Source organism: Oceanicola sp. 502str15 (assembly GCF_024105635.1).
GTDB lineage: Bacteria > Pseudomonadota > Alphaproteobacteria > Rhodobacterales > Rhodobacteraceae > Vannielia.
The window spans coordinates 1964362-1990597 of sequence record NZ_WYDQ01000001.1 but is presented as its reverse complement, the minus strand read 5'-3'; the positions used below and the strand labels follow the sequence as shown (position 1 = coordinate 1990597).

Below are 26236 nucleotides of genomic sequence, written 5' to 3'. Positions count from 1 at the left end.
AAGTCCCGCCCTACGGCATGTAGCGGGCCTCGAGTGCAGCAGCATCGGCCTCGGCCACGCCAAGCGCCCCGGCGGCAAAGCCGATCATCTCGGCCTCCTCCGGCTTTTCCTCGCCGTCGGCCATCACCACCTGCCAGAGCGCATCCAGCACCTCGACCCGCTCGTTGTAGCTCACCGCATCGCGGATCAGCCCGGTGAACACCTCCGTCTCCGGCGCCTGATGTTCCAGCTTCTCCGCCGTGGCGCGCAGCTTGGCCGCCTCCACCACGTTCAGCCCGAAGCGCTGCGACAGGAACCTGTCGATCAGCCCGATCTCGCTGGCCTGGTAGCTGTGGTCGCTCTTGGCCATCCGCACCAGCAGGGCCGCCAGCGCGAGGCGCGCATCCAGCGGCGGCAACACCTGATCCTCAGCCTTCGCCGTGCCCGTCAGCCTTGCAAGAAACTCTGCAATCATCCGCCCCTCCTCTCTCAAACCAGCCGCGAGTTCTCCACCGCCGCGCGCACGAAGTCGGCAAACAGCGGGTGGGGCGCAAACGGCTTGCTCTTCAGCTCGGGGTGAAACTGCACCCCGATGAACCACGGATGGTCCTTCACCTCCACGATCTCGGGCAGGCGGCCATCGGGGCTCATCCCGGCAAAGGCCAACCCGCTCTCCTCGAGCTTGTCCTTGTAGGCAATGTCGACCTCGTAGCGGTGGCGGTGGCGCTCGTCGATTGCCGTGCCGCCGTAGATCTCGGCCACCTTGCTGCCGCTCTTCAGCACCGCGTCATAGGCCCCCAGCCGCATGGTGCCGCCCTTGGCATCCGACTTCTTGCGCTTCACCTTCTCGTTGCCCTGAACCCACTCCTTGAGGTGGTAGACAACCGGCTCGAAGCGCTTCTTCCCGGCCTCGTGGTCGAACTCCTCGCTCCCGGCCTTCTCCAGCCCGGCGAGGTTGCGCGCCGCCTCGATCACCGCCATCTGCATCCCAAGGCAGATCCCGAGATAGGGCACCTTGCGCTCGCGGGCGAACTGCGCCGCCTTGATCTTGCCCTCCGTGCCGCGCTCGCCAAAGCCGCCGGGCACCAGGATCGCGTGGAAGCCTTCCAGATGCGGCGCGGCGTCTTCGCGGTCGAACAGCTCGGCATCGACCCACTCGATCTTCACCTTCACCCGGTTTGCCATGCCGCCATGGGTCAGCGCCTCGGCGATGGATTTATAGGCATCCTCGAGCTGGGTGTACTTGCCCACGATCGCCACCTTCACCTCGCCATCGGTGCGGTGGATGCGGTCATAGACGTCTTCCCAGCGGGTCAGGTTGGGGCGCGGGGCCGGGGAGATCTGGAAGGCATCGAGCACCGCCTGATCCAGCCCTTCGCGGTGATAGGCCAGCGGCGCCTCGTAGATGCTGGCAAGGTCGGGCGCGGCAATCACCGCCTCGGGCCGAACGTTGCAGAACAGCGCCAGCTTCTCGCGCTCCTTCTGCGGAATGGCGCCCTCGCCCCGGCACACCAGAATATCCGGCGCAAGGCCGATGGAACGCAGCTCCTTCACGCTATGCTGCGTCGGCTTGGTCTTCAGCTCGCCGCTGGCCTTGATGAAGGGCAGCAGCGTGAGATGCATGAAAATACACTGGCCGCGCGGCTTGTCCTGCGCGAACTGCCGGATCGCCTCGAAGAACGGCAGCCCCTCGATGTCCCCCACCGTGCCGCCGATCTCGCAGAGCATGAAATCCACCTCGTCCTCGCCGATCGAGATGAAATCCTTGATCTCGTTGGTGACGTGCGGAATGACCTGGATGGTCTTGCCCAGGTAATCCCCCCGCCGCTCCTTCTCCAACACGTTGGAATAGATCCGCCCCGAGCTGACAGAATCCGTCTGCCGCGCCGCAACCCCGGTGAACCGCTCGTAATGGCCAAGGTCGAGGTCGGTCTCGGCGCCATCGTCGGTCACGAACACCTCGCCATGCTCGAACGGGCTCATCGTGCCCGGATCGACGTTCAGGTAGGGGTCGAGCTTGCGCAGCCGCACCGAGTAGCCCCGCGCCTGGAGCAGCGCCCCCATGGCCGCCGAGGCAAGACCCTTCCCGAGAGAAGAAACCACGCCGCCGGTGATGAAAATGAAACGTGCCATGTGGTGGTGGGCTCCCCGTGTATGCGCCTTTTTCGCGCTGTAGCAGCGCCTTTAAATGCAGCGCAGCGCGGCCTCGAACCACGCTGCATCACGGGATTTGAGATATAGGAGATTCGCGCGGAAGAGTCCACTCCCTGCGCAACATCATGTTGCCGTTCGTCGCGTCAACGCAACGTGTTGTAGGTAGAGAGAAAAGGGCTGTCGTCAGGCTCCCCGCCGCGCGGGCAGGGAGGTCGTGTCGGTGGTGCGGCTCGGGTGGAGCCGCGTCGCTCAGTCGGCGGCTTGCGGCACCAGCGGGGCGTCGCCGTCCGCGCTCGGCGGAAGCAGGTCTTCGCCGGCGGGCAGGGCACCGTCGCCGGCCGGGGCCGAGGTGTCGCCGCTGTCGATGATGCGATCCACCACCGAGCTCGAGCCGGCATCGGCCGCGGCCAGAACGGTCAGCGCGATCGAGGTGCAGATGAAGCCGATGGCAAGGATCCAGGTCAGCTTGGCCAGCGCCGTCGCCGCCGCACGGCCGCTCATCACGCCGCCACCGCCACCGCCGCCACTCATCGAGCCCATGCCCCCCTCAGAGCGCTGAAGCAGCACCACGCCGATCAGGCCCAGGGCCAGAATCAGGTGGACGATGAGGAGGACGTTTTCCATTGAGCTTTCCCGCGAGGTTTCGGCGGGCTATCTAGTCCTTCCATCCCTCTGCCGCAACCCCTGCCGGTCCCGATCGCCCCCCATCCGATGCCCCGATCCTTCACCATCCGTCCCGCCCGCTTTGGCGATGCCCGCGCGCTGGCCCGGGTGCAGGTGGCCGCGTGGCACGCCACATACACCGGCATGGTGCCCGCCACGATGATCGAGACCACCACGCTGGAACGCAAGCAGGAGCTCTGGTCGCGCCTGCTGACGCAGGAGGAGGCCCCCGCCAACCCCTGCCGCACGCTGCTCTGCGAAAGCACCCGGGTCGAGGGCTTCATCCGCATCGGCCCCCAGCGCACCGAGCGCCACAAGGCCAACTGGCCCGGGGAGATCGAATGCCTCTACATCGCCCCCGGCGCACAGGGGCAGGGCAGGGGCCGCGCGCTCCTCGCGGCAGGGGCGGCGCTGCTGCAAAGGGCCGGACTGGCCCCGGCAACGCTCTGGGTGATGTCCGCCAACACCCGCGCCCGCGCCTTCTACGAAAAGCTTGGCGGCATATATCTCGAAGAGCAGAGAGTGCCCGTTCACGATGAAAGTTTCGACGAAGTCGCCTACAGCTGGCGCGACCTCTCGGCGCTTCTCTGAAATAGCGGTTTCGCCGCGCCGCGCGCCCCGATATACGGGCGCGGGCTTCCCATGCAGGAGATACATCATGGCAAACGTTGTCGTCGTCGGCGCCCAGTGGGGTGACGAGGGAAAAGGCAAGATCGTCGATTGGCTCTCGGAGCGCGCCGACGTGATCTGCCGCTTCCAGGGCGGGCACAACGCGGGCCATACGCTGGTGATCGACGGCGAGGTCTACAAGCTGCACGCGCTGCCCTCGGGCGTGGTGCGTGCGGGCAAGCTCTCGGTCATCGGCAACGGCGTGGTCCTCGACCCCTGGCACCTGCTGAAAGAGATCGCCACGATCCGCGCCCAAGGCGTGGAGATCACCCCCGAAACCCTGATGATCGCCGAGAACACCCCGCTCATCCTGCCCTTCCACGGCGAGCTGGACCGGGCGCGCGAAAGCCAGAACTCGGTCGCCAAGATCGGCACCACCGGCCGCGGCATCGGCCCGGCCTATGAAGATAAAGTCGGCCGCCGGGTGATCCGCGTCGCCGATCTGGCCGATGGCCCCACGCTGGAGCTGCGCGTCGACCGGGCGCTGGTGCACCACAACGCGCTGCGCTCCGGCCTGGGGCTCGAGGCGATCGACCGCGATGCGCTGATCGCCCAGCTCAAGGAGATCGCACCGAAAATCCTCGAGTTCGCCGCCCCCGTCTGGAAGGTGCTGAACGAAAAGCGCAAGGCGGGCAAACGCATCCTCTTCGAAGGGGCACAGGGCGCGTTGCTTGATATCGACTTCGGCACCTACCCCTATGTCACCTCCTCCAACGTGATCGCCGGTCAGGCGGCCACCGGCGTCGGCGTTGGCCCCGGCGCGGTCGAGTTCGTGCTCGGCATCGTCAAGGCCTACACCACCCGCGTCGGCGAAGGCCCGTTCCCGACCGAGCTGCACGATGCCGACGGCGAGCGCCTCGGCACCCGTGGCCACGAGTTTGGCACCACCACGGGGCGCAAGCGCCGCTGCGGCTGGTTCGACGCCTGCCTCGTGCGCCAGACCTGCGCGATTTCGGGCATGAACGGCATCTCCCTCACCAAGCTCGACGTGCTCGACGGCTTCGAGACCCTCAAGATCTGCACCGGCTACGAACTCGACGGCAAGCAGCTCGACTACCTGCCCACCGCCGCCGACGAGCAGGCCCGCTGCACGCCGGTCTACGAGGAAATGCCGGGCTGGTCCGAAAGCACCGAGGGCGCCCGCTCCTGGAACGACCTGCCCGCCAATGCGATCAAATACGTCAAGCGGATCGAGGAGCTGATCGACTGCCCGGTGGCCCTGCTCTCCACCTCGCCCGAGCGCGATGACACCATCCTCGTCACCGACCCCTTCGCGGATTGAGGGGGGCAGGGCGATGGCACTCAGCTACAAGGCACGGCGGCGCTGGTCCCTGGTCATCCTGCTTGTGGGGCTGCCGCTCTACATCGCCTTCGCCTGGTGGCTGACAAGCCTGCTGCCCGACCTGCCCCTGCTGGTCGAACTGCTGGTCTTCGTCATCCTCGGCGTCGCCTGGACGATCCCGGTGCGCAAGGTGTTCTACGGCGTCGGAAAGGACGACCCCGACGCCTGAGCAGGCCGCTCGCCGATGCGGGCCATCGCACCACCGGCGGGGGCGCCACCAAGGCACAAAGAGCGCGGCCGATCCCACCGGCCGCGCCGGGCAGGCCATCCCGAAGCCCACGAGAAGCAGCCGATTCGCCCGCATGTCTGATCCGCCCGGCCCGCCGCAGGGCTAGGCCGAAGTCTCGAAAAAACCAAATCATACCAGCACAATAAACGACGGGGCGCGCCCGAAGGCCCGCCCCGCCAAAACTCGTCACCTGACCAGCGCCGGTATCAGGACGAAGCCCGGCGCTGCTCCTGTGTAAACCGAGAAGATTGAGAAAGGGTAAACTGCCCCCGGCTCAACTTCCGGATCTTGCCCTGCCGCAGAAGCTGACCAAAGCTGCGCAGGCTGTCCTCGCGGGTAAAGCTCTCGACGCTCTCCAGCTCGGCCACCTGGCGCATGATCTGGGGGTGCGAGAAGTGGCCGCGCCCTTCCACATAGGAAGAGTAGGCCGCCGCGCATTCCAGCATTTCCTCCAGCCCCTGCGCGCCCATCTTCTCGGCAAACTCCTCGAAGTTGGCGCAATCGGCAAAGATGCCGGAGGCTTCCGCGTCGGTCTTCACCATTTCGCTGGCCTCCGAAGGCGCGGCCTCGTCGGTCGCGGCATCAAGAGTGCGGTCGGTCACGCGGCGCGGTCGCACCGGGGTCACCGGGCGGCGCGGGGCTGCGGCCTCACCGGTCGCTTCGCCGTCGTCCACGCGCTGCTCGGTCACGAGCACCAGCGGGGTGGTGCTGCGCGGGCGGCGGGTGTCGGTCTTGCGCAGCACGGGGCGGCGCGGGCGGGCAGGCTGCGCCGGGGCAGCGTCCTCGGATGCGGCCTCCTCATCGCGGTGCAGGCCAACAACCTCGGCCTCCTCCGCAACCTCTTCCACAGCCTCTTCAGCCGTTTCCTCGGCCACCTCGAAGCCCACTTCGGCCTCGGCCTCCAGCTCTTCCTCGAACCCGGACACCTCCTCCGGCTCCTCGGCAACAGGCTGGCCCATCTCCTCGCTGTCCACGTCTTCCTGACGGCGGCCCGGGCGCACAACGGAGGCCAGGTCGTCGCGATAGACGCGGGCCTCGTCATCGGCCCCCGAAAGCGATTCTCCCTCGGCCTTGGTCGCAGCCACGGCGGCCTTGAGATGGGCAATCGCCGAGCGGCGGCGCTGCATCTCGGGGCCAGCCAGCTTGCCCTCGGTCTCGTCCATCAGCCGGTCCATGCGGTCGTCGGCCTGCTCGCTCTCCACGATGCGGTCGCGCCGGGTGCGGGCGGCCTCGTAGCGGGCTTCGTTCTGGGCGTCGGCGGCCATCTGGGCAACCAGCCCTTCCACCGCCTGCCCTGCGGGCGCGCCGGCATCCTCTTCGTCGTCGGCGTCGTCCACGGCGGTCGCCGCCTCGGCCTCGTCGACAACCTCGGCGTCTTCCACCTCTTCGGCAACCACCTCGTCAGAAACCGCCTCGTCAGCCCGGTCCCGCGCCTCTTCCTGCGCAAAGAAGGCCGCCAGCGAGTCGTCGGTCGCGCTGGTGTCTTCCTCCGCCTCAAAGGCGGCATCGGCCCGCTCCTCCTCGGTTTCCTCGAGGTCGATCACCTCGGCGGAAAGCGCCTCGAGCGCCTCCGGGCCAAGCTCGTCGCCCTCGTCCTCGTCGTCGTAATCATCGTGCAGCTCGGCGCCCGATGCGATCCCGGCCGCAAGCCCCGGCTCATCGGCCAGCGCCCCGCGCAGATCCTGCGCCGCGTCATCGCGCGCCGCATCATCGGCCTCTGCCACGCCCGCGTCACCGGCAGACAGCTCCAGCTCCACCGCCGCAAGCTCGGCCAGAAGATCGGCCTCCGCTTCCGCCGAAAGGCTGCTCGGGGCTTCTTCCACGCGGGTTTCCGCCTCGCCCGCCTGGGCCTCGTCCTCGGCAAAGGGCGCATCGCCCTCCTCGGCAACTTCCTCCTCGGCGCGGCTCCTGTTCAACCCGATCGCCGCCATCGCGGAGGCCATGGCCGAACGCTTCACCTTGATCACCCGGGTCCGACGCGGCGCCTCGACGGCCAGCACCTCCTCCGGCGCAGCCTCAGCCTCAACCTCGGCCTCGGCCGCATCAAGCCGCGCAAACGCCGCCTCGGCCTCTTCCTCGGCGTCCGCCCCGACCTCCTCAGCGCTCCCAAGAGCCCCGAAGCCATAATCCTCATCCGAAAGCGCCCCGATCACGTCGGCCATATCGACCTCGTCATCCGCACCATCATCCTCGGCCACCTCGACAGCAGCCTCCTCGGCCACGTCGTCCTCAGCTTCGGCCACCTCGACAGCAGCCTCCTCGGCGACGTCTTCCTCAGCCTCGGCCACCTCAACGGCAGCCTCTTCGTCGACGTCATCCTCAGCCTCAGCCACCTCAACAGCGGCGCCCTCGGTGACGTCTTCCGCGGCCTCAGCCACCTCAACAGCAGCCTCCTCGGCGACGTCGCCCTCGACCTCGGCCACCTCAACAGCAGCCTCCTCGGCAAGGTCTTCCTCGACCTCGGCCACCTCAACGGCAGCCTCCTCCGCGACGTCTTCCTCGACCTCGGCCACCTCAACAGCGGCGTCCTCGGCAACGTCGTCCTCAGCCTCGGCCACCTCAACGGCAGCCTCCTCGGCAAAGTCTTCCTCAACCTCAGCCACCTCAACATCGGCCTCCTCGGCGACGTCGTCCTCGACCTCAGCCACCTCAACAGCGGCCTCCTCGGCAGCGTCGTCCTCAGCCTCGGCCACCTCAACGGCAGCCTCCTCGGCGACGTCTTCCTCAGCCTCGGCCACCTCAACAGCGGCCTCTTCGGCAACGTCGTCCTCGACCTCTGCCACCTCAACGGCAGCCTCTTCGGCAAGGTCGTCCTCTACCTCAGCCACCTCAACGGCGGCCTCGTCGGCCACGTAGTCCTCTACCTCAGCCACCTCTACGGTAGCCTCCTCGGCAACCTCATCCTCAACCTCGGCCATCGCGGCCAGCACGCTCTCGGCGGTGGTTTCGTCAGCCTTCTCCTCGGCCTGGGCCGAGATCTCCGCAGCCTCGGTCACGCTGGACTCGGGCAGGGCGAGCGGGGCCTCCTCTTCGGCTTCCTCGTAGGCCGTCATGTCCCGGGGGGCGGGCGTTGCCTCGGGCGCGGGCTCTTCAGGGCGGGCGCGGTTCACCACGGCGCGGATGCGGGCCAGCTTGGCGGCCACGCTGTCGCCCTGAGCGGCGGCGGCAGGGGCCTTGGCCAGATCGGCATAGGCGTCGTCGCCAGCATCCTCGGCCAGCGCAAGCGGGGCCTCCGGCGCGGCCACCTCGGCCACGGGCTGTGCCTCGGGCGCGGGTTGTGCAGCCTCTGCGGTTTCCGGCGCTGCGGCGGGCTCGTCCTGCGCGGGTACCTCAACCTCGGCCTCCGCCTCGGCGGCCCCTCCGGCCTCTTCCGCCACCGGGGCAGCCACCTGCGCCGGCGCTGCCACGCCGGCCCCTTCGGCCGCCCGCAACAGAATGCCACCGTTCGAAACCTTCGCCTCGACCCGGCGCTGAATTTCCTTTTCCGCGATCCGTTGCAGCATGTCTGCATCCGGCGTCGGCGGCTCGGCCCCGAAATAGCGATCGTCCGCCGCAAGATCACGGAAATACTCCGCAATCGCCTTCATCGTGCCGAAAGAGTCATCGAAGCCTTCCAGCGTGCACGAGAAGGTGCCGTAAGACACCGTCAGAATCTTGCTCGATCCCATCATTGATCTGCTCGCTTTCTCATAGCCCAGCGGGGTTTGTTTACCACGTATTGGTTCGACATAAGCAACAGACTGGGGAATTTTACGGGATCATTTCTGGGCTTCATTGTGACCACCGGGCAAAGCGGGCATACCCCTCCCATGGCGGCGCTCCTCATCGATTCCCCTGATATTATTACCCTATTGGGTGGTGGTGAGGTTAACGAGGCCTGCCTTGATGCTGCCTTGATTCATGCCCCAAGGGTGGTTGCGGCCGATGGCGGGGCCGATGCGGCGCTTACCCATGGGCTGAGGCCCGAGGCGGTGATCGGAGATTTCGACAGTCTGAGCCCCGCAGCCCGCGCCGCGCTGGCGCCCGAAACCCTGCATCACGTGGCCGAACAGGACAGCACCGACTTCGAGAAGGTGCTGCAACGGGTGCGCGCGCCGATGCTGCTGGCGGTCGGCTTTCTCGGGCGGCGGCTCGACCATCAGCTCGCGGCGCTGACGGCGCTGGTGCGCCATCCCCACCAGCCCTGTCTGCTGCTCGGGGCCGATGACATCGCCTTTGCCGCCCCGCCCGAAATCGCGCTCGACCTGCCGGCGGGCACGCGCCTGTCGCTCTATCCGCTGGCCGAGGTGACAGGGCGCTCCGAGGGGCTCGAATGGCCGATCGACGGGCTCGCCTTCGCGCCCGCAGGCCGGATCGGCACCTCCAACCGCACCACCGGCCCGCTGCGCCTGAGCTTCGATGCGCCGGGAATGGTGGTGATCACGCCGCCGGAGGCGCTGGACGCGTTACTTGCCGGTTTTGCCGCCCTGTCATCTGCTCGCGCCAGATGATGTAGAGCCCCGCGCCCATCGTCACCCCGATCCCGGCCAGTGCCAGCCCGTTGGGAAACTCCTTGAAGATCATCCAGCCGATGAGGGCCGAAAACGGGATCTCGAGGTATTGCATCGGCGCCAGCGTGGCCGTGGGCGCGTGGCGCAGGCTCCATGTCATCAGCAGGTGCGCCATGGTGCCGATGCAGCCCATCGCCGCGATCAGCACCCAGGTGCGCGGGGCAGGGGAGACCACGTCGAACTCCGCCCAGAGCGTGCCGTCGGCAATCAGCAGCAGCGGTGCCAGAACGGCGGTGCCCATCAGCCCGCTGACCGACTGCATCGCCACCGGGTCTACATCGGCCCGCATCATCCGCGTCACCAGCATGAAGAACGAGAAGTTCACCGCCACCAGCACCGGCAACAGCGCCGCCCAGCCGACCTCCACGAAGGACGGTTGAATCACCATGCAGGTGCCGACAAAGCCCACCGCGCAGGCCGTCAGCCGCCGCACGCCCACCTCCTCGCCCAGAAAGAACCAGCCGAGCAGCAGCATGAAGAAGGGCATCACGAAGGCGATCGCCACCGCATCCGCCAACGGCAGGAAGCGCAGCGACAGAAACATCGACCCGATCCCGACGATATGCAGCAGCGTGCGCAGCGCCGTAAACCCCAGCGCCCGCCGGCTCATCCGCAGCGCGCCCCCCGCCAGCAGCACCACGGGCACGAGGATCGCCGCCTGAATTGCAAAGCGGAAGAACACCAGCTGGCTCAGCGGCACATGCCCGCCCAGCAGCTTGGCCGTGGCATCGCCCAGGGGCGCCAGAAGGCAGAACCCCAGCATGAGCGTGATACCTAGAAGGGGCCTGTCCGCCTGTTGCATGACAAAGTCATATGTCGGCCCGCCGCGCCCGGCAAGTCACCCTCGCGCCGGGGCTCACTGGCAGATCGGCAGCTCGCGCGGCTCCGACTTCGGCAGTGACCTGCGCCACCGGTTGATGACCGGCTGCAACTGGCGCTTGGGCCAGAACCGGGGCGCGCCGATCTCTCTCAGGCAGGCGCTGTTCCAGTAAAGACCCGCCCCCGAAACCGAAGCCCGCGCCTTCACCGCCTTGGCCACCGCGTCGATGTCGCGCCCCTCGGGGTAGATATACAGCGTCGTCGGGCTCTTCTCGACCAGCCGCAGGATCTCCCGCGTGGTCTCCCCCGACCATGTGGTGCAGCCGTTGCTGCGCCCGCCGGTGTAATCCACCAGCGTGCCATAGGGCACATAGCCCTCGTCATCGGCAAACGGGCTGCCCGGCATCTTTACCCGGCACTGCCACTTCACGAACACCGCCTGATGCCCGCCAATCGCCCGCTCGCGCGCGTTGGCGGTCTCGCCCCTGCCGTCGAACAGCAGGAAGGTGCGCTGAAACGGCGTCAGCTTGCCCGACTGGCGGACATAGCCCTTGAACGAGGTCCGCGTCTCCGCCGTCACATACTCGCCCCCCATCGTCAGGTTCGAGCCCTCCGCATTGCTGAAGTTGCGCGAGCACTGCCGCCCGTTGGAAAAATTCGCCTTCTGCAACTTGCGCCCGTTGCCATGCCCTGATGACACCGCCCGAAACACCTGCTGCTGCTCGCAGATGATGTAATACCGCCCCGACCCGCCGGGCTTGGTGGCATCCATCGCCATGTAGCAGGGGTTCCTCACCTCCCGCCGTCTCACCCGCTCCTGATAAAGCCCGCGCGCCCGCTCCAGCACCACGGGCGCAATCTGCCCCTCCCCGGTGCCGACATGGGCGGCCAGCCAGCCGGGTATCCCGGATTGCGCCGTGGATGGGCCGGATGCCGCGCTGCTCAACGTAAGGATCAAGGCGGCGAAAATGCGCATTCTGCGTCTCATGGAAACCTCCTGCTCGGTGGACCTCCACAGGAGCCTAACACGGGTCGCGCGCGGGTCCGCAAGTTGCTTCCGCCTCAGCCAGCAGTCGCGGCCCCGATCGCCTGCCGGATCGCCCCGCAGAATGCTTCCAGCAGGGCCGGCTCATCCGCCAGCCTGCGACGCAGCGACCGGGACAGCTCGAGCTGCACCCCTTCGCCCGAGCGCGTCCGGTTGCAGATGTTGGTCTCATGCACCCCGGGCAGGGTGGTGTTCGGCACCGCCCCGAAGTCGGCGGCCCTCAACGCTCGACCGATGGCATCGCGCAAAGCAGCCGCCCGCCCGCCCAGCCACACGTCGTCATCCGCGCCATCCTTTCGCCCGTGAATCGCAACCGCGAGCTCCGCCCTGCCCACGAGATCCAGCGCAGAGGGCTCATCGAAGAGATGCGAGGTGACGTGAAAATCCCCATGCGCCCCGGCCCCCAACGCCTCGAAGGCATAGAACGAAAGGTCACGCCCCGCGATGGCTTCGGCAATTTCGGCCGTTTCGGGCTCGATGAAACCCCCGTGCGGTGCAAGGATCACCACCGAAGTGCCCCGATCCGCACTGCGGATGCGGTAGTCGACATCCGGCGTGTGATTGGCAGCGAGATCTTCGAATGTCCGGTAGCGATCAACCATGCAGGGTCCTTCCCTTGCTGAAGGCGCAAGCGCCCGCAGGCTCACATCTTCAGCTTGCGCACGGTCTTCGAAATTCGCTCACCCTTGCGCTCGAGCGCCACGATTTCCCCAAACCCGATCTCAAGCCACTCGTCGCTATCCTCGGTCAGAGGCTCGGAGGCGAAAATCGCCGATGTCGCCTCCCCATCCGGGCAGGCATCGACCTTGTAGGATTTCTCGTGGTCGAGAAAATTCTTGCCCATCAGCAGATACATCGGCTCCAGCAGCATGGAGAGCGCCATGTCGTCCTTGCCGGGCGCGGAAGGGCGCAAGGCCTTCCAGTCGCCCTCAACATCCGTCTCCCCCGCGTGCCCGCAGCCGTAGTTGACCCCGATGATCCGGTTGGGCGACACCAGCGCGATCTTCAGCTTGGTCAATGCCGCCAGATCAAGCTTCTTCATCGCCGCGACAATGACCGCCAGCAGCCGCTCGAACCCCTCCTGTACCGCCGCGTCACTGTCGCCCTCCAGCAGCGACAGGAGCAGAACATACAGAAATTCCGTATCTGTCGTGCCCTTCATCTGGCTCAGAAAGCGGTCCTCGCAATGCGCCAGCAATTCCCGCTGCAACAGCCGCCAGTTCGGCAGGGCGCCGTTCTGGGCAATGATCCAATCCGTTCCCTCAAAGCTGAACGGATGGCAATTTTCATCCGCCTGCACAACACCCGCCTGATAGCTGGAGGCCCTGACATGGGAGAGCAAGGTGCTGGCCTGAAGGCTGGGAATGATCCCCTTGGCATTGTCGTCGTAAAACGCCGCCTTGGGGCGATGGTAGAGAAACGGCTCCTCCGGCTTCAGCAGGTGCTCGCTCCACGCGCCAAACCCCCAGCCCGCCAATTGAAGATGCGGATGCAACTCCGGGTCGAGGCTCTGGTTGATCAGGCTGTTCTCCGGCTCGAGAAGCAGGCTTTCAAGCGGGATTTCCGGCCCGATATAGGCAAAGACGCGGCACATGGGTTTCCTGACATCCAAGGTGAAGGCGATCCGGGCGGGGTCGTTGCGCGCTGGGCCCGAATTCTGAAAAGTCACTCTCCGCGCAGGCCGGACCTTGCCCCCTGGCGCGGCGATGAGCAAGGCGCACCCCGAACCCGCGCCGGTTTTCGCCCAGCCCGGGTCGACCGGCCATCGACGGGCCTGCACTACGCAACTGTCGCAAGCCCCGCTGCACGGCTTCCGTTCGATGGCCCCCGAGCGATGGCCGCTGCGGGTGTTCCAAAGAGATCAGATGCCTCCGGCGGGGATATTTCCGGCAAAAAAAAGAACAATTCGACTCAAATTTTCAGGGTTTCACCACCAACCCCGGCGGCGTCATCGCCAGATACTCCGCGCTCACTTCGTTGATCAGCATCGTCTCCGTCAGCTCGATCCCACCATCGTCCAGCCAGAGCCCCGGCATGAAGTGAAACACCATGCCTGCCTGCAACTCCGTCTCGTCACCTTCCCGCAGGCTCATCGTCCGCTCGCCCCAGTCCGGCGGGTAGGAAAGGCCGATCGAGTAGCCGCACCGGCTGTTCTTCTCGAAGCCATAGCGGTTGAGCGTCTGGGTGAAGGACAGCGCCACCTCGGCGCAGGTCGCCCCGGGCCGTGCCGCCCCCATCACCGCCGCCGTGGCCGCCATCAGCGCCTCCTCGGCCTTGCGGTACTTGTTGGGCGGCTCGCCGAAAAACAGCGTGCGGCTCTGCGGGCAGTGATACCGCCGGTGGCACCCCGCGATCTCGAAGAAGGTCGGCTCCCCGCGCGGAATCGGCGCGCCGTCCCAGGTCAGATGCGGCGCCGTCGCGTCCATCCCCGAGGGCGTCATCGGCACGATCGCCGGATAGTCGCCCCAGGCCCCCCGCGTGCCGAGCGCGCCCGCCTTCAGGATCTCCGCCACCAGCGCATTCTTCTGCATGCCCGGCTCCGCGACCTCCGCGATCACCCGGTGCATCTCCGTCACGATCTCGCCCGCGCGGCGCATGTAGCTGATCTCGGCGGGCGATTTTATCGCCCGGCACCAGTTCACGAGGCCCGTTGCATCGGCCACATCCGCCTCCGGCAGCCCCTTCGTCAGCGCCAGATGCGCCGCTGCCGAGTAGTAGTAATTGTCCAGCTCCACCCCGATCCGCGAAGCCCCGTGCCCGCTGTCGCTCATCAGCTGCGCCAGCACCGTCATCGGATGCGCGTCCGGGTTCTGCACCAGCCAGTCCTCGTAGCCGAAGATATGATCCTGGCTCATCCAGACCGTCCGCCGCGCCCCCGCCGCATCCATCCCCCGCCCCCACCAGACCGGATCGTCCCTCAGCGAGACGATCACCGCCTGATGCACGTAGAACGACCAGCCGTCATAGCCGGTCAGCCAGTTCATGTTGGACGGGTCCGAAATGACCAACACCTCCAGCCCCTTCTCCTCCATCGACGCCCGCACGGCCGCAAGCCGCTCATGATACTCGGTCCGCGCAAAGGCCAGCGCCGAGGAGGGCAGGGAGGTGGCCGGGGCAGAACCGCCCTGAAGGGCCATCGGAGCGGAGCGGATATGGGGCTTGGTGGTCATGGGGGGAGGTGAGCAGGGTTTGTGGGAGGAGGCAAGGGGGTTGGGCTGGCACAGGGCTCCTCGCCTGCGCCGGTCGCCCCGCCGACGCTTGCCGGCAGACGTCCCACGATCTCGGGGGCTTAGCCGGCCCCCTTGCTACAAAGCGCGGCTCCAACCAAGCCCTCCGGGCCCAGCCATGCCCGCCCCGTAACACGGCTTCATTGCCGGAATCGCCTAAATAGGCTACCTTCGAGCCTGCAATTTTATGAATTTCCTCGCGCTATCAACCGGAAGTTGTATTCCGCTTTTCGAGCGCCTGTATCTGATTGGAGGCCGTATTTCGGGCACCACTCACTTATCTGGTTTTGAACGTATCCCCTTTTCTATTTGAGGAATAAGATTATGGCTGACTATCTGTTTCCCGACCAGGGCGGGGAGAAGTGGCATATTGAGAGCGAGCTGGTCTGGGGCATCCCGCCATTCGCCGTTATGGAGATCGACTTCACCAACAACCGCGGAACCTGTCGCTGGGGCAAAACCTGCCACGGCAAGATCAGCAATGTCCGTGTCAATGCGGCGCGGACCCAGTTCACCGCTGCGTTCTCGATTTCCCATGCTCACCGCGACCAGAAGTTCGGCGTTCTTGCGGGCACCATGACCGTGGGGATCAAGAGCAACAAGGGCCGGATCTGGATGAAGATCGCCGGAATGTCCGACTGGCGGGACAATACCACATTCGAAGCCCAAAGGGTTGAGGGCGCAAGGCAATACAGCCCGATTGGTGGCAAGAATTTTGATGTCGAGCTGACAGTCGGCAATGCCGCCAAGGCGGCTGCGGTCGCCACTTTCGGCAATCTCTATGCCCGCGACAGAGATCGCCAGACAGAGGTCATGTATCCGCTGATCGTCGCTGGGGTCGGTGGCACAGTTGGCGCAACGCTCTATTCGGCGACAACCTTTGCAAATGTGAAATTGAAGACACCATGCCACGATTGGTCTTATGCCGATGTGTCAATTTTTACTGGATTGGGTGTCAATTTTATTGCGGGCTTCAATTCAACGGGCCTGGAATTGCGGATGAAAGGTGCAAGGCTTTTTCTGGCTGAAACCAGCGGCTTCGGGATAGGTGCAGACATCAGTGCCACCTATATGACCGGCCAAATCGGAAAGCTCGGTCCGAGAAGCGCGGAAAAACCCTACTAGGGTCGAGTCACTTGGCCAAGCCCTCAACAATTCGGCACATTCACCGCCAGCCCCCCCAGCGCCGTCTCCTTGTACTTCTCGCTCATGTCCCGTCCCGTCTCCAGCAGCGTCTTGATGCAGGCATCCAAGGGAACCAAATGCGAGCCATCCCCCCGCATCGCCAAACTCGCCGCCGACACCGCCTTGATCGCCCCCAACCCGTTCCGCTCGATACACGGCACCTGCACCAGCCCGCGCACCGGATCACAGGTCATCCCCAGGTGATGCTCCAACGCAATTTCCGCCGCGTTCTCCACCTGCCCAACCGTCCCGCCCATCACCGCACAGAGCCCCGCAGCCGCCATCGCCGCCGCGCTTCCCACCTCCGCCTGGCACCCCGCCTCGGCCCCGGAAATCGACGCGTTGTGCTTGATCAGCCCACCCACCGCCGCCGCCGTCAGCAGGAACTCCCCAACACGCGAAGGCACAGCCCCCGGCACATGGTCGAGCCAATACCGGATCACCGCAGGCACAACCCCGGCGGCACCGTTGGTCGGCGCGGTCACCACCTGACCGCCCGCCGCGTTCTCCTCGTTCACCGCCATCGCGTAGCAGCTCATCCAGTCGTTGATCGTGTGCGGCGCGGTCAGGTTCATGCCGCGCTCGGCCTGCAACGCGTCCCAGATATCGGCGGCCCGGCGCTTCACCCGCAGCCCGCCCGGCAGCACTCCGCGCCCCTCCAGCCCGCGCGTCAGGCAGCCATTCATCACCTCCCAGATCCGCGCCAACCCGGCCTCGATCTCGCCCGCGCTCCGCCGGGTCCGCTCGTTCGCCATCTTCATCGCGGCAATCGACAGCCCGCTCTCGGCGGCCATGTCCAGCATCTCCTGCGCCGATTTGAACGCAAACGGCACCGGCGCCCCCTGCGCCGTATCCGCCCCCGCCGCCAGCTCCGCCTCGCTCAGCACGAAGCCGCCGCCAACCGAGTAATAAACCGCCCGGTCAATCACATCGCCCTGCGCGTCCAGCGCCTCGAAAGAAAGCCCGTTCGGATGCCCCGGCAAGGGCACGTCATAGTCGAAGATCAGGTCATTGGCGGGCGCAAACCGCAGCACCCCCAGCCCCTTCGGCTCCACCACGCCGCGCGCCTTCACATCCGCCAGCGCCGCCTCTCCGGCCTCCGCCTCGTAACTCTCGGGCACCAGCCCCGCCAGCCCGAGGATCACCGCCCGGTCCGTCGCGTGCCCCACCCCGGTAAAGGCCAGCGACCCATGCAGCCGCGCCCGCACACCCACCACCGCAAAGGGCAACCCCCGCAACCGCTCCAGATAGCGCGCGGCGGCCACCATCGGCCCCATGGTGTGAGACGATGACGGGCCGATGCCCACCTTGAACATTTCGAAGACAGAGACAAACATGGCCGCCACCATGGCACCCCGCCGCCCCTGAGCGCCACCAAAAGCGACACTCCGAAGGACGCAAGCGCAACGCCGGAGCCCTCCGCCGCCCCGAAAGGCCAACCTGATGCCCGACACCAGCTTTACCGTCTACAATCGCTACGCCCTGCTCGCGCCGCCCGAGGCCTGCACCGAAGCCTTCGCCGCCCTCGTGGCGCGGGTCCGGAGCGAGGGGCATCCCGGCGTCCTGCGCTACCGCTTCTTCCTGAACCCGCACAACGCAACCGCGCTCGGGCTGATCGACTACGCCTCCCCGGAGGCCTGGATCGGACACCACGAGCTTGCGATGCCCTGGCCCGAGATGAATGCGCTGCATGGCCTCGCGCGCCTTGAAGAGATCACCTTTCTCGGTGAAGCCCCAGATGAGGTCCGCGCCTGGCTCGAGGGCTCCACCCTCGCCGCGCGCCTGAACACCGGCAACGTCGCCATCGCCGGATTTCACCGCTGAGCGCAGCATGATAACGACCGACCGCCTTCACCTCCGCCCCTTCGAGGCCAGCGACCTCCCCGCCTTCGCCGCGATCAACGCCGACCCGCAGGTGATGCGCTACTTCCCCGCGCCGAAGACGACAGCCGAAACCGAAGCCATGCTCGCCCGCTGCGCCGCCAAGTGGCAGGCCGAAGGCATGGCCTTCTCCGCCGTCACCACGCAGGGCGGCCAGCTCATCGGCATGTGCGGCCTCAACCGGCCCGAGGGCATTCCGCTCGCGCCCTGCGTCGAGATCGGCTGGCGCTTCACACCTGCCGCATGGGGCAGGGGGCTCGCCACAGAGGCCGCCCGCGCCTGGCTCGCCTGGGGCTGGGCGCAGGGACAGTCAGAGATCGTCGCCTTCGCACCCCGGCTCAACCTGCCGTCCTGCGCGCTCATGGCCCGGATCGGGATGAAAGAGGCGCCAAGCCTCGCCTTCGACCACCCCGCCATCCCCGAGGGCAACCCGCTGCGGCCCATGCACGTCGCCCGCATCCGCCGCCCGCAGGGTTAACCGCCCGCCGTCTTGCAAAACTGCATATGCACGGGCTGTGCACGGGATGTGCACGCAGTGTGACATCCGTTTTTCATGGTTAACGCGCCCCCCGCCGCCTCCGCAGGCGCATTGCCGCATTGCCTCCCTCCCGCCCGGCGCTACCCTCCGCCCCATGCCGCACGATCACAGCCATCACCACCACGTCGACCCCGAAGCCGGGGATGCCAAACTCGCCCTCGCCGTGGCGGTCAACCTCGGGCTGACGGTGGCGCAGATCGTCGGCGGCATCCTCTCCGGCTCGCTCGCGCTGATCGCCGACGCGCTGCACAACCTCTCCGATGCGGTCTCGCTCGTCATCGCCGTGGTCGCCCGCCGCATCGCCCGCCGCCCGGCCGACGAGGGGATGACCTTCGGCTATGGCCGGGCCGAGATGGTGGCGGCGCTGATCAACTATACCACGCTGATATTGCTGGCAGTCTACCTCGCCTATGAGGGCATCCTGCGGCTCTTCGCCCCCGAGCCGGTCGAGGGCTGGACGGTGGTGATCATCGCCGCCATCGCGCTGGTGATCGACGCGGTGACAGCCCTGCTCACCTTCGCCATGTCGAAAACCTCCGCCAACATCCGCGCCGCCTTTCTGCACAACCTCGCCGATGCGCTGGGCTCGGTCGCGGTGATTGTCGCCGGCACGCTGATCCTGCTCTACGACTGGCGCCTGGCCGACCCGTTGGTGACCCTGCTGATCTCCGCCTACATCCTCTGGCACGCCATGGCCGAGGTGCCCGGCGTGATCCGCATGCTCATGCTCGGCACCCCGCCCAACCTCGATATTTCCGAGGTATCGCAAGAACTTGCCGCCACCCCCGGCGTCGCCTCCCTGCACCATCTCCACCTCTGGCAGATGCAGGAACACGAGGCCGCGCTCGAGGCCCATGTGGTGATCGAGGCAGGCCGCTGGGACGAGGCCGATGCAATCAAATCGGCCCTCAAGACAACACTCGAAACCCGCTTCCACATCCACCACTCCACCCTCGAACTCGAATGCGCCGCCCACGCCTGCGACCATCCCCGCCTCATCGGCCATGGCTGATCGGCGCCTTGCTCATTTTCTTGCTGCAAATATCTCCGGGGGTGTGGGGGCAGAGCCCCCACCGCGGCCCCCCAACAAAGCGCACCACCGCCGCTTTTGCCCTCGCGCCCTGCGCCCCTTGGCCCTATAACCGGGCGCGACCGACAGCCTGCCTGCCACCACGGGAGACCCGCCGATGACAGACCTTTCGCCGATCGACAAGGCCAAGTTCGTCGCCGCCAAACGGGCGGTGGACTACGTGCAGGACGGCATGCGCATCGGTCTTGGCACCGGCTCCACGGCGGCCTGGATGGTGCGCTGCCTGGCCGAGAAGATGCAGGCCGAAAAGCTTGATATCATGGGCATTCCCACCTCCACCCGCACCGCCGACCTGGCCCGCGAACTGGGCATTCCGGTCACCTCGCTCGACGAGGCCCAGTGGCTCGATCTCACAATCGACGGGGCCGACGAATTCGACGGTGAACTCAACCTCATCAAGGGCGGCGGCGGGGCGCTCCTGCAGGAAAAGATCGTCGCCACCGCGTCGGACCGCATGGTGGTGATCGCCGACGCCGCCAAGGACGTCACCGCGCTCGGGGCCTTCCCCCTGCCCATCGAGGTCATCCCCTTCGGCTGGCAGACCACCAAGGCGCTGGTCGAGGAAACCCTGATCAACATGGACGTTCTGGGCCGCGACACCTCGCTGCGCATGAACGACGACGCGCCCTACGTCACCGACGAGGGCAACTACATCATCGACCTGCACCTGCGCCGCATCGGCAATGCCCGCCAGCTGTCACTTGTGCTCAATCAGGTGCCCGGCGTGGTTGAAAACGGGCTCTTCATAGATATCTGCGATGTGGTGATCATCGGTCACGGCGATGGCCGGGTGCAGGTGCGCGACATCAACGAAGGCACCGAGGAGGAAGAGAAAATCGACCTTCTCGAGGGAGACAACATCTTCGCCGACCTCTGAGGAGGAGAGGGCGGCAAGCTAGGCAAGGCAGACCAATGGAATTTGATTACGACCTCTTCGTCATCGGCGGCGGCTCCGGCGGGGTGCGCGCGGCGCGGCTGGCAAGCTCCGAAGCGGGCGCGAAAGTGGGGCTGGCGGAAGAGTATCGCATGGGCGGCACCTGCGTCATCCGCGGTTGCGTGCCGAAAAAGCTGATGGTCTATGCCTCCCATTTCCCTGAAGAAATCAAGCTGGCGAAGGCCTATGGCTGGGATGTCGAGGCCAAGGGCTTCGACTGGTCGCAGTTCCGCCATCACCTCCACGCCGAGCTTGACCGGCTCGAGCAGATCTACACCCGCAACCTCGAAAAGGCCGGTGTCGAGATCCACGCCCAACGCGCCGTGGTGAAAGACCCGCACACCGTCGCCCTCGCCGACGGCACCGAGTTCACATGCCGCCACATCCTCATCGCCACCGGCGGCACCCCCAGCTTTCCGCCGCTCGAGGGGGCCGAGGAGTTCGGCATCAGCTCCAACGACGTGTTCCTCTTCGACGAGTTGCCAGAGAGCATCCTGATCATCGGCGGTGGCTTCATCGCCTGCGAAATGGCCTGCATTCTCAATGGCCTCGGCGTGAAGACCACGATCTTCCTGCGCGGCGCCCAGATCCTGCGCGGCTTCGATGACGAGGCCCGCGGACACCTCGCCGACCACATGCGCAGCCTCGGCATCGAGATCCACACTGGCACCTCGATCACCGACATGCAGAAACTCGAAAACGGCGTGTCGGTCCGCACCACCACCGGCCACGAAGGGATTTACAACAAGATCCTCTTCGCCACCGGCCGCGACCCCAACACCAAGGGCCTCGGGCTGGAGGAGGCCGGCGTCGAGCTGGGCCGCTCCGGCGAAATCGTCGTCAACGAATACAGCCAGACCGGCGTGCCCTCGATCTACGCCATTGGCGACGTGACCGGCCGCATAGAGCTGACCCCCGTGGCGATCCGCGAGGGGGTGGCCTTCGTCAACACCGTGTTCCACGGCACCCCCACCCCGGTCGACCACGAGCTGGTGCCCTCCGCCGTCTACACCCAGCCCGAGCTCGGCACCGTCGGCATGACCGAGAACGAGGCCGAGCGCGCCATGGAGGCAGGCGGCGAGGCCTTCGAGGTCTATTCCACCGCCTTCCGCCCGATGAAAACCGCCTTCGCCCATACCGAGGACCGGGTGCTGATGAAGCTCATCGTCGGCAAGGACACCCGCAAGGTCCTCGGCTGCCACATCGTGGCGCCCGAGGCAGGCGAGATGATCCAGCTCGCCGGCATCGCCATCAAGATGGGCGCCACCAAGGAAGATTTCGATCGCACCTGCGCGGTGCACCCCACGATGGCCGAGGAGCTGGTGACCATGAAGTCACCCACCCGTTAGGGCCCTAAACACCCCGAAACGGTTGCATTTGGCGCTCCCGTAGCCACTTGTGCTAGACAATCACCAAGTCCCGCCACACAAGGCGGGTCGGCAAGGAAGAGGAAAGAGACACATATGGCTGGCAACAACGGCGGCCCCTGGGGCGGCGGCGGATCGTCCGGCGGCGGAGGCGGCAACGGCGACGACGAGGGCCGTTCCAACCGGCCCGGAGGCGGGCGCAGGCCCGGTGAAGGGTCCGGCATCCCCGAGATCGACCAGATCATGAAGAAGGGTCAGGAGCAGCTGAAGGTGCTCATGGGCGGACGTGGCGGCGGCAGCAATGGCCGCGGTCCCGGCGGGCGTGGTCCCGGCGGCGGCGGTGCCCCATGGCTCACCCGCGGCACCCTGCTCATCGGCGCAGGCGCGGCAGCCCTGCTCTGGGCCTTTGCCAGCTTCTACACCGTCCGGCCCGAACAGCAGTCGGTCGAGCTTTTCCTTGGCGAGTTCTCCGACATCGGCACCGAGGGTCTCAACTTTGCCCCCTGGCCGCTGGTGACGGCAGAGGTGATCGACGTCACCACCAACCGCACCGAAGACATCGGCGTGCGCCGTGGCCAGTCCGGTAATGACGGGCTGATGCTCACCACCGACGAGAACATCGTCGACATCGACTTTCAGGTGGTCTGGAACGTGAAGAACGCGGCCGACTTCCTCTTCGCCCTCGAAGCGCCCGAGATCACGGTGCGCTCGGTGGCCGAAAGCGCCATGCGCGAGGTCATCGCGCAATCCGAGCTGGCGCCGATCCTCAACCGCGACCGTGCCGCGATCGAAGCCGGGGTGGACGAGCTGATCCAGCAGATCCTCGACCAGCAGAAAACCGGCATCAACGTGGTGCGCGTCAACTTCAACAAGGTGGACCCGCCCGCGCAGCAGGTCGCCGTGACCGACATCAACGGCGACACCAAGAACACCTCCGTCATCGACGCCTTCCGCGATGTGCAGGCGGCCGAACAGGAGCGTGATCAGGTGCAGCGCCAGGCCGATGCCTATGCCAACGGGCGTCTTGCCCAGGCCCGCGGCCAATCGGCCCGGATCCTCGAAAACGCCGAGGCCTACCGCTCCGAGCAGGTCAACCAGGCCACCGGCGAAAGCTCGCGCTTCCTTTCGGTGCTCGAAGAGTATCGCGCCGCCCCCGGCGTGACGCGCAAGCGCCTCTACCTCGAAACAATGGAGAAGGTCCTGGGCGACGTCGACAAGATCATCCTCGAAAATCAATCGGATGGCCAAGGTCAGGGCGTCGTGCCCTACCTGCCGCTCAACGAACTGCGTCGTTCCGGCAGCGGCAGCAGCAGCACCGGCAGCACGGGAGGGAGCAACTGATGAACCGTCTCACCTATCTCATCCCCGTCGTCGCCATCGCGCTTGCGGCCCTTCTGTCGTCGATCTTCATCGTCGACGAACGCGAGCAGGTGCTTGTCCTGCGCTTCGGCCAGATCAAGCAGCAGCGCACCGAGCCCGGGCTCTACTTCAAGGTGCCGCTGTTCGATGATGTCGTGGAATACGAAGACCGTATCCTCTCCATCGAAACCCCGCTCATCGAGGTCACGCCCGCCGACGACCGGCGCCTCGTGGTCGACGCCTTCGTGCTCTGGCGCATCACCGACATGGTGCAGTTCCGTCAGGCCATCGGCATCGGAGACGAGCGCGCCGCGCAGATCCAGCTCAACGACATCCTCGATGGTCAGATCCGGGCCGTGCTCGGCGCCGAAGGGGTGACATCGAGCACCATCCTGTCGCCCGAGCGGACCGTGCTGATGGACCAGATCGAAGACCGGGTGAACGACCGGGCCTCCGAGCTGGGCATTGAAGTGGTCGACGTGCGCCTGCGCCAGACCAACCTGCCCGAGCAGAACTTCGACGCCACCCTGAAGCGGATGATCGCGGAGCGGGAACGTGAAGCCATCGACGAGCGGGCCCGAGGCCAGGAAGCCGGCCAGCGGGTGCGTGCGGCGGCAGACCGGACCTATTCGGAGATCATCGCCGAAGCCAACCGGGATGCGCGCATCATCCAGGGTCAGGCCGACGCCGAGCGCAACCGGATCTTCGCCGAAGCCTATGGCCAGGACGAGGAGTTCTTCGAGTTCTACCGTTCGCTCTCTGCCTACGAGGCGGCGATCCACGGCGGCAACACCTCCATGGTGATGAGCCCGGACTCAGAGTTCTTCAACTACCTGCGCTCCGATGGGTCCGAGGCCGGCGCGGCCCCGGCTCCGGTCGACGAGGCCGCCGCCGCCGCCGCCCGCGCGGCCAACGAGGCCGCGATCCGCGCCGCTGAGGAAAGCGCAGCCGAGACCGCCAGCGAAGCCGAAGCGGTGATCGAGGAGCTGCCCGACACCTCCGTCGTGGGCGACGGCGCCACCGGCGACTCGGCGGCTCCCGCCGGGGATGAGGCTCCGGCCACCGACGGGGCTGCCCCCGAGGCCGCGCCGGAAGAAACCGCTCCGGAGGCGCCCGCACCCGCGGAAACCGCGCCCGAGGAGGCTCCGGCCGAAGAAACGGGCAACTGACCCATGGCCATGGCGCTCTACGCGCTGGGAGCCATCTGCATTGTCGAGGGGCTGGTGCTTGCACTGGCCCCTTCGCTTTATGAGGACATCCTCCGCTGGATCGTCTCCCAGCCCCCCGAGGCCCGGCGCACCCTTGGCCTGCTGGCCCTGACCGCCGGTGCCCTCTCGCTCTGGGCGGCGGCATGGATCGCCGGATGACGGCAGATTTCATCTGCTGCGGCAACACGGGCCCTTGCGCCAGAAGGCGCTGGCTGAAACACTTCGCCCAACAGCTGACGCGGGCTTCACGTCCAAGTGACGCGCCGCGATAGCCATTGAGTTGCGCTCCCGCGTGCCTATCTGGAAAAAAGCGGAAGCAGAGAAGAGGCAACTGACCGGCCCGCCGCGAGCGCCCGCCGGCATGTCGCCCCGACGATCAAGGGAGACCATCCAGTGAGATCACAGGCAATCGCAATCCAAACAGAAGCGGACCAGAGGCGCATCTTCGGCCTCCGCGCCGTTTTCGCGCTGCTTCTCGGACTGGCGCTTCTGGCGGCCCAATCCGTGAACGCCCAGTCGCGCACCATCCCCGGCAGCTTCGCTGACCTCGCCGAGCAGATCAGCCCGGCCGTGGTGAACATCACCACCTCCACCACCGTGTCGCGCCGCACCGGCCCCGCGCCGCAGGTGCCCGAAGGCTCGCCCTTCGAGGATTTCTTCCGCGACTTCCTCGACCGTGAGGAAGGCCCCAACCAGCCCCGCCGGTCCTCCGCGCTCGGCTCGGGATTCGTGATTTCCGAAGACGGCTACATCGTGACGAACAACCACGTCATCGAGGGCGCCGACGAGATCACCATCGAGTTCTTCTCCGGCCAGGAGCTGGACGCAGAGGTGGTCGGCACCGATGCCAACACCGACATCGCCCTTCTGAAGGTCGATCCCGAAGAGGCGCTCTCCTTCGTGCCCTTCGGCGACAGCAACACCGCCCGCGTGGGCGACTGGGTCATCGCCATGGGCAACCCGCTCGGGCAGGGCTTCTCGGTCTCCGCCGGCATCGTCTCGGCCCGCAACCGGGCGCTCTCGGGCACCTATGACGACTACATCCAGACCGATGCCGCCATCAACCGCGGCAACTCCGGCGGCCCGCTGTTCAACATGGACGGCGAGGTGATCGGGGTGAACACCGCGATCCTGTCGCCCAACGGCGGCTCCATCGGCATCGGCTTCTCCATGGCCTCCAACGTCGTGACCAAGGTCGTCGACCAGCTCAAGGAATACGGCGAAACCCGCCGCGGCTGGCTCGGCGTCCGCATCCAGGACGTCACCCCCGACGTGGCCGAAGCCATCGGCCTGACCCCCGCCAAGGGCGCGCTGGTCACCGATGTGCCCGAAGGCCCGGCGATGGACGCCGGCATGAAGTCGGGCGATGTCATCACCAGCTTCGACGGCCAGGAGGTCGAAGACGTGCGCGGCCTCGTCCGCCGGGTCGGCAACACCGAGGTCGGCAAGACCGTCCGCATGGTGGTGTTCCGCGACGGCAAGACCGTCACCCTGAAAGTCACCCTTGGCCGCCGTGAAGAGGCCGAGGGCGCCGTGCCCGCCGTGGCCGAGCAGGAAGAGGGCGCAGAGCCCGAGGCCCCGCAGGAGCAGGAGCTCCTCGGCCTCACAGTGACCCTGCTCACCGATGAGCTGCGCGAGCAGATGAGCCTCGAAGGCAACGAGCAGGGGCTTGTCATCAAGGAGGTCGACGAGATGACGGAGGCCTACGAAAAAGGCCTGCGCGCCGGCGACATCATCACCGAAGCGGGCCAGCAGAAGGTGCGTGCGGTGAGCGATCTGGAAGACCGGGTGGAAGAGGCCCGCGATGCCGGACGCAAATCACTCCTCCTGCTGATCCGCCGTGGGGGTGAACCGCGTTTCGTGGCGCTGTCGCTCGAATAACCCGAGTTCTCATTGGCGAGAAAACCTGGCCCGCGCTGCCCGCGCGGGCCTTTTTCATGCGCCCCCCCCCGTGTCCCCTACGCGCACGCCCCCCCACGCGCGTCATCCTCGGGCGT

24 protein-coding genes are annotated in these 26236 nt (G+C 66.5%); 14 read left to right on the top strand and 10 right to left on the bottom strand.

Going from position 1 to position 26236, the window contains the following annotated elements:
• Window positions 1-10: 10 nt before the first annotated feature.
• From GTH22_RS09630 to secG, 3 genes are all read right to left on the bottom strand, one after another.
• Complete coding sequence (locus tag GTH22_RS09630; RefSeq protein WP_252944974.1) at window positions 11-454, bottom strand: TerB family tellurite resistance protein; 444 nt, start codon at window positions 452-454, stop codon at window positions 11-13.
• Between the two features lie 14 nt (window positions 455-468).
• Entirely contained in the window at window positions 469-2112 is a 1644-nt protein-coding gene (locus GTH22_RS09625; RefSeq protein ID WP_252944973.1) for a CTP synthase, read from the bottom strand.
• 270 nt (window positions 2113-2382) lie between these two features.
• Entirely contained in the window at window positions 2383-2757 is a 375-nt protein-coding gene (gene secG, locus GTH22_RS09620; protein ID WP_252944972.1) for a preprotein translocase subunit SecG, read from the bottom strand.
• 87 nt (window positions 2758-2844) lie between these two features.
• Here secG and GTH22_RS09615 point away from each other — a divergent pair, with 87 nt between their 5' ends.
• The 3 genes from GTH22_RS09615 (at window position 2845) to GTH22_RS09605 (ending at window position 4976) form a co-directional block, all read left to right on the top strand.
• Complete coding sequence (locus GTH22_RS09615) at window positions 2845-3387, top strand: GNAT family N-acetyltransferase (RefSeq protein ID WP_252944971.1); 543 nt, start codon at window positions 2845-2847, stop codon at window positions 3385-3387.
• Between the two features lie 67 nt (window positions 3388-3454).
• Complete coding sequence (locus tag GTH22_RS09610; RefSeq protein ID WP_252944970.1) at window positions 3455-4747, top strand: adenylosuccinate synthase; 1293 nt, start codon at window positions 3455-3457, stop codon at window positions 4745-4747.
• A 13-nt stretch (window positions 4748-4760) separates the two neighbouring features.
• Window positions 4761-4976 (top strand): DUF2842 domain-containing protein, encoded by a 216-nt coding sequence (locus GTH22_RS09605; RefSeq protein WP_252944969.1) that lies wholly within the window; start codon window positions 4761-4763, stop codon window positions 4974-4976.
• A 266-nt stretch (window positions 4977-5242) separates the two neighbouring features.
• Here the strand turns inward: GTH22_RS09605 and GTH22_RS09600 are convergent, their stop codons facing one another.
• On the bottom strand, window positions 5243-8704 hold the full coding sequence (locus GTH22_RS09600) for a hypothetical protein (protein ID WP_252944968.1): 3462 nt from the start codon (window positions 8702-8704) through the stop codon (window positions 5243-5245).
• Between the two features lie 141 nt (window positions 8705-8845).
• On the opposite strand from GTH22_RS09600, the gene GTH22_RS09595 reads away from it, so the two are divergent.
• Window positions 8846-9526: a thiamine diphosphokinase gene (locus GTH22_RS09595; RefSeq protein ID WP_252944967.1), complete on the top strand. Its 681-nt coding sequence runs from the start codon at window positions 8846-8848 to the stop codon at window positions 9524-9526.
• Here the strand turns inward: GTH22_RS09595 and GTH22_RS09590 are convergent.
• From GTH22_RS09590 to GTH22_RS09570, 5 genes are all read right to left on the bottom strand, one after another.
• Complete coding sequence (locus GTH22_RS09590; protein ID WP_252944966.1) at window positions 9456-10388, bottom strand: DMT family transporter; 933 nt, start codon at window positions 10386-10388, stop codon at window positions 9456-9458. The genes GTH22_RS09595 and GTH22_RS09590 overlap by 71 nt on opposite strands.
• Window positions 10389-10442: 54 nt before the next feature.
• Entirely contained in the window at window positions 10443-11393 is a 951-nt protein-coding gene (locus tag GTH22_RS09585; protein WP_252944965.1) for a murein L,D-transpeptidase catalytic domain-containing protein, read from the bottom strand.
• Window positions 11394-11467: 74 nt separating this feature from the next.
• Window positions 11468-12052, bottom strand: a complete 585-nt coding sequence (locus GTH22_RS09580; protein ID WP_252944964.1) for a poly-gamma-glutamate hydrolase family protein — start codon at window positions 12050-12052, stop codon at window positions 11468-11470.
• Window positions 12053-12093: 41 nt separating this feature from the next.
• Window positions 12094-13044 (bottom strand): class II glutamine amidotransferase, encoded by a 951-nt coding sequence (locus GTH22_RS09575; protein ID WP_252944963.1) that lies wholly within the window; start codon window positions 13042-13044, stop codon window positions 12094-12096.
• Window positions 13045-13369: 325 nt separating this feature from the next.
• Window positions 13370-14587 carry a M24 family metallopeptidase gene (locus GTH22_RS09570; protein ID WP_252947619.1) on the bottom strand — a complete coding sequence of 406 codons (1218 nt, stop codon included), beginning with the start codon at window positions 14585-14587 and terminating at the stop codon, window positions 13370-13372.
• Between the two features lie 414 nt (window positions 14588-15001).
• On the opposite strand from GTH22_RS09570, the gene GTH22_RS09565 reads away from it, so the two are divergent.
• Window positions 15002-15802 (top strand): hypothetical protein, encoded by an 801-nt coding sequence (locus tag GTH22_RS09565; RefSeq protein WP_252944962.1) that lies wholly within the window; start codon window positions 15002-15004, stop codon window positions 15800-15802.
• Window positions 15803-15825: 23 nt separating this feature from the next.
• On the opposite strand, the gene GTH22_RS09560 is transcribed toward GTH22_RS09565, so the two are convergent.
• Window positions 15826-17199, bottom strand: a complete 1374-nt coding sequence (locus GTH22_RS09560) for an L-serine ammonia-lyase (RefSeq protein WP_252944961.1) — start codon at window positions 17197-17199, stop codon at window positions 15826-15828.
• Window positions 17200-17305: 106 nt separating this feature from the next.
• On the opposite strand from GTH22_RS09560, the gene GTH22_RS09555 reads away from it, so the two are divergent.
• From GTH22_RS09555 to GTH22_RS09515, 9 genes are all read left to right on the top strand, one after another.
• Window positions 17306-17686 (top strand): hypothetical protein, encoded by a 381-nt coding sequence (locus GTH22_RS09555; protein ID WP_252944960.1) that lies wholly within the window; start codon window positions 17306-17308, stop codon window positions 17684-17686.
• Between the two features lie 7 nt (window positions 17687-17693).
• The gene (locus GTH22_RS09550; protein ID WP_252944959.1) at window positions 17694-18221 is read left to right on the top strand and encodes a GNAT family N-acetyltransferase; all 528 of its coding nucleotides are present in this window, start codon (window positions 17694-17696) and stop codon (window positions 18219-18221) included.
• Window positions 18222-18375: 154 nt separating this feature from the next.
• Window positions 18376-19293: a cation diffusion facilitator family transporter gene (locus GTH22_RS09545; RefSeq protein WP_252944958.1), complete on the top strand. Its 918-nt coding sequence runs from the start codon at window positions 18376-18378 to the stop codon at window positions 19291-19293.
• 175 nt (window positions 19294-19468) lie between these two features.
• Complete coding sequence (gene rpiA / locus GTH22_RS09540) at window positions 19469-20248, top strand: ribose-5-phosphate isomerase RpiA (protein ID WP_252944957.1); 780 nt, start codon at window positions 19469-19471, stop codon at window positions 20246-20248.
• A gap of 35 nt (window positions 20249-20283) precedes the next feature.
• The gene (gene gorA / locus GTH22_RS09535; RefSeq protein ID WP_252944956.1) at window positions 20284-21654 is read left to right on the top strand and encodes a glutathione-disulfide reductase; all 1371 of its coding nucleotides are present in this window, start codon (window positions 20284-20286) and stop codon (window positions 21652-21654) included.
• A 114-nt stretch (window positions 21655-21768) separates the two neighbouring features.
• The gene (gene hflK, locus GTH22_RS09530; RefSeq protein ID WP_252944955.1) at window positions 21769-23013 is read left to right on the top strand and encodes an FtsH protease activity modulator HflK; all 1245 of its coding nucleotides are present in this window, start codon (window positions 21769-21771) and stop codon (window positions 23011-23013) included.
• Complete coding sequence (locus GTH22_RS22210; protein WP_305884660.1) at window positions 23013-24200, top strand: protease modulator HflC; 1188 nt, start codon at window positions 23013-23015, stop codon at window positions 24198-24200. The genes hflK and GTH22_RS22210 overlap by 1 nt, the downstream gene beginning before the upstream one ends.
• Before the next feature lie 3 nt (window positions 24201-24203).
• Window positions 24204-24398 carry a DUF2065 domain-containing protein gene (locus GTH22_RS09520; protein WP_252944954.1) on the top strand — a complete coding sequence of 65 codons (195 nt, stop codon included), beginning with the start codon at window positions 24204-24206 and terminating at the stop codon, window positions 24396-24398.
• Window positions 24399-24632: 234 nt separating this feature from the next.
• The gene (locus tag GTH22_RS09515) at window positions 24633-26120 is read left to right on the top strand and encodes a Do family serine endopeptidase (RefSeq protein WP_371928337.1); all 1488 of its coding nucleotides are present in this window, start codon (window positions 24633-24635) and stop codon (window positions 26118-26120) included.
• Window positions 26121-26236 lie beyond the last annotated feature (116 nt).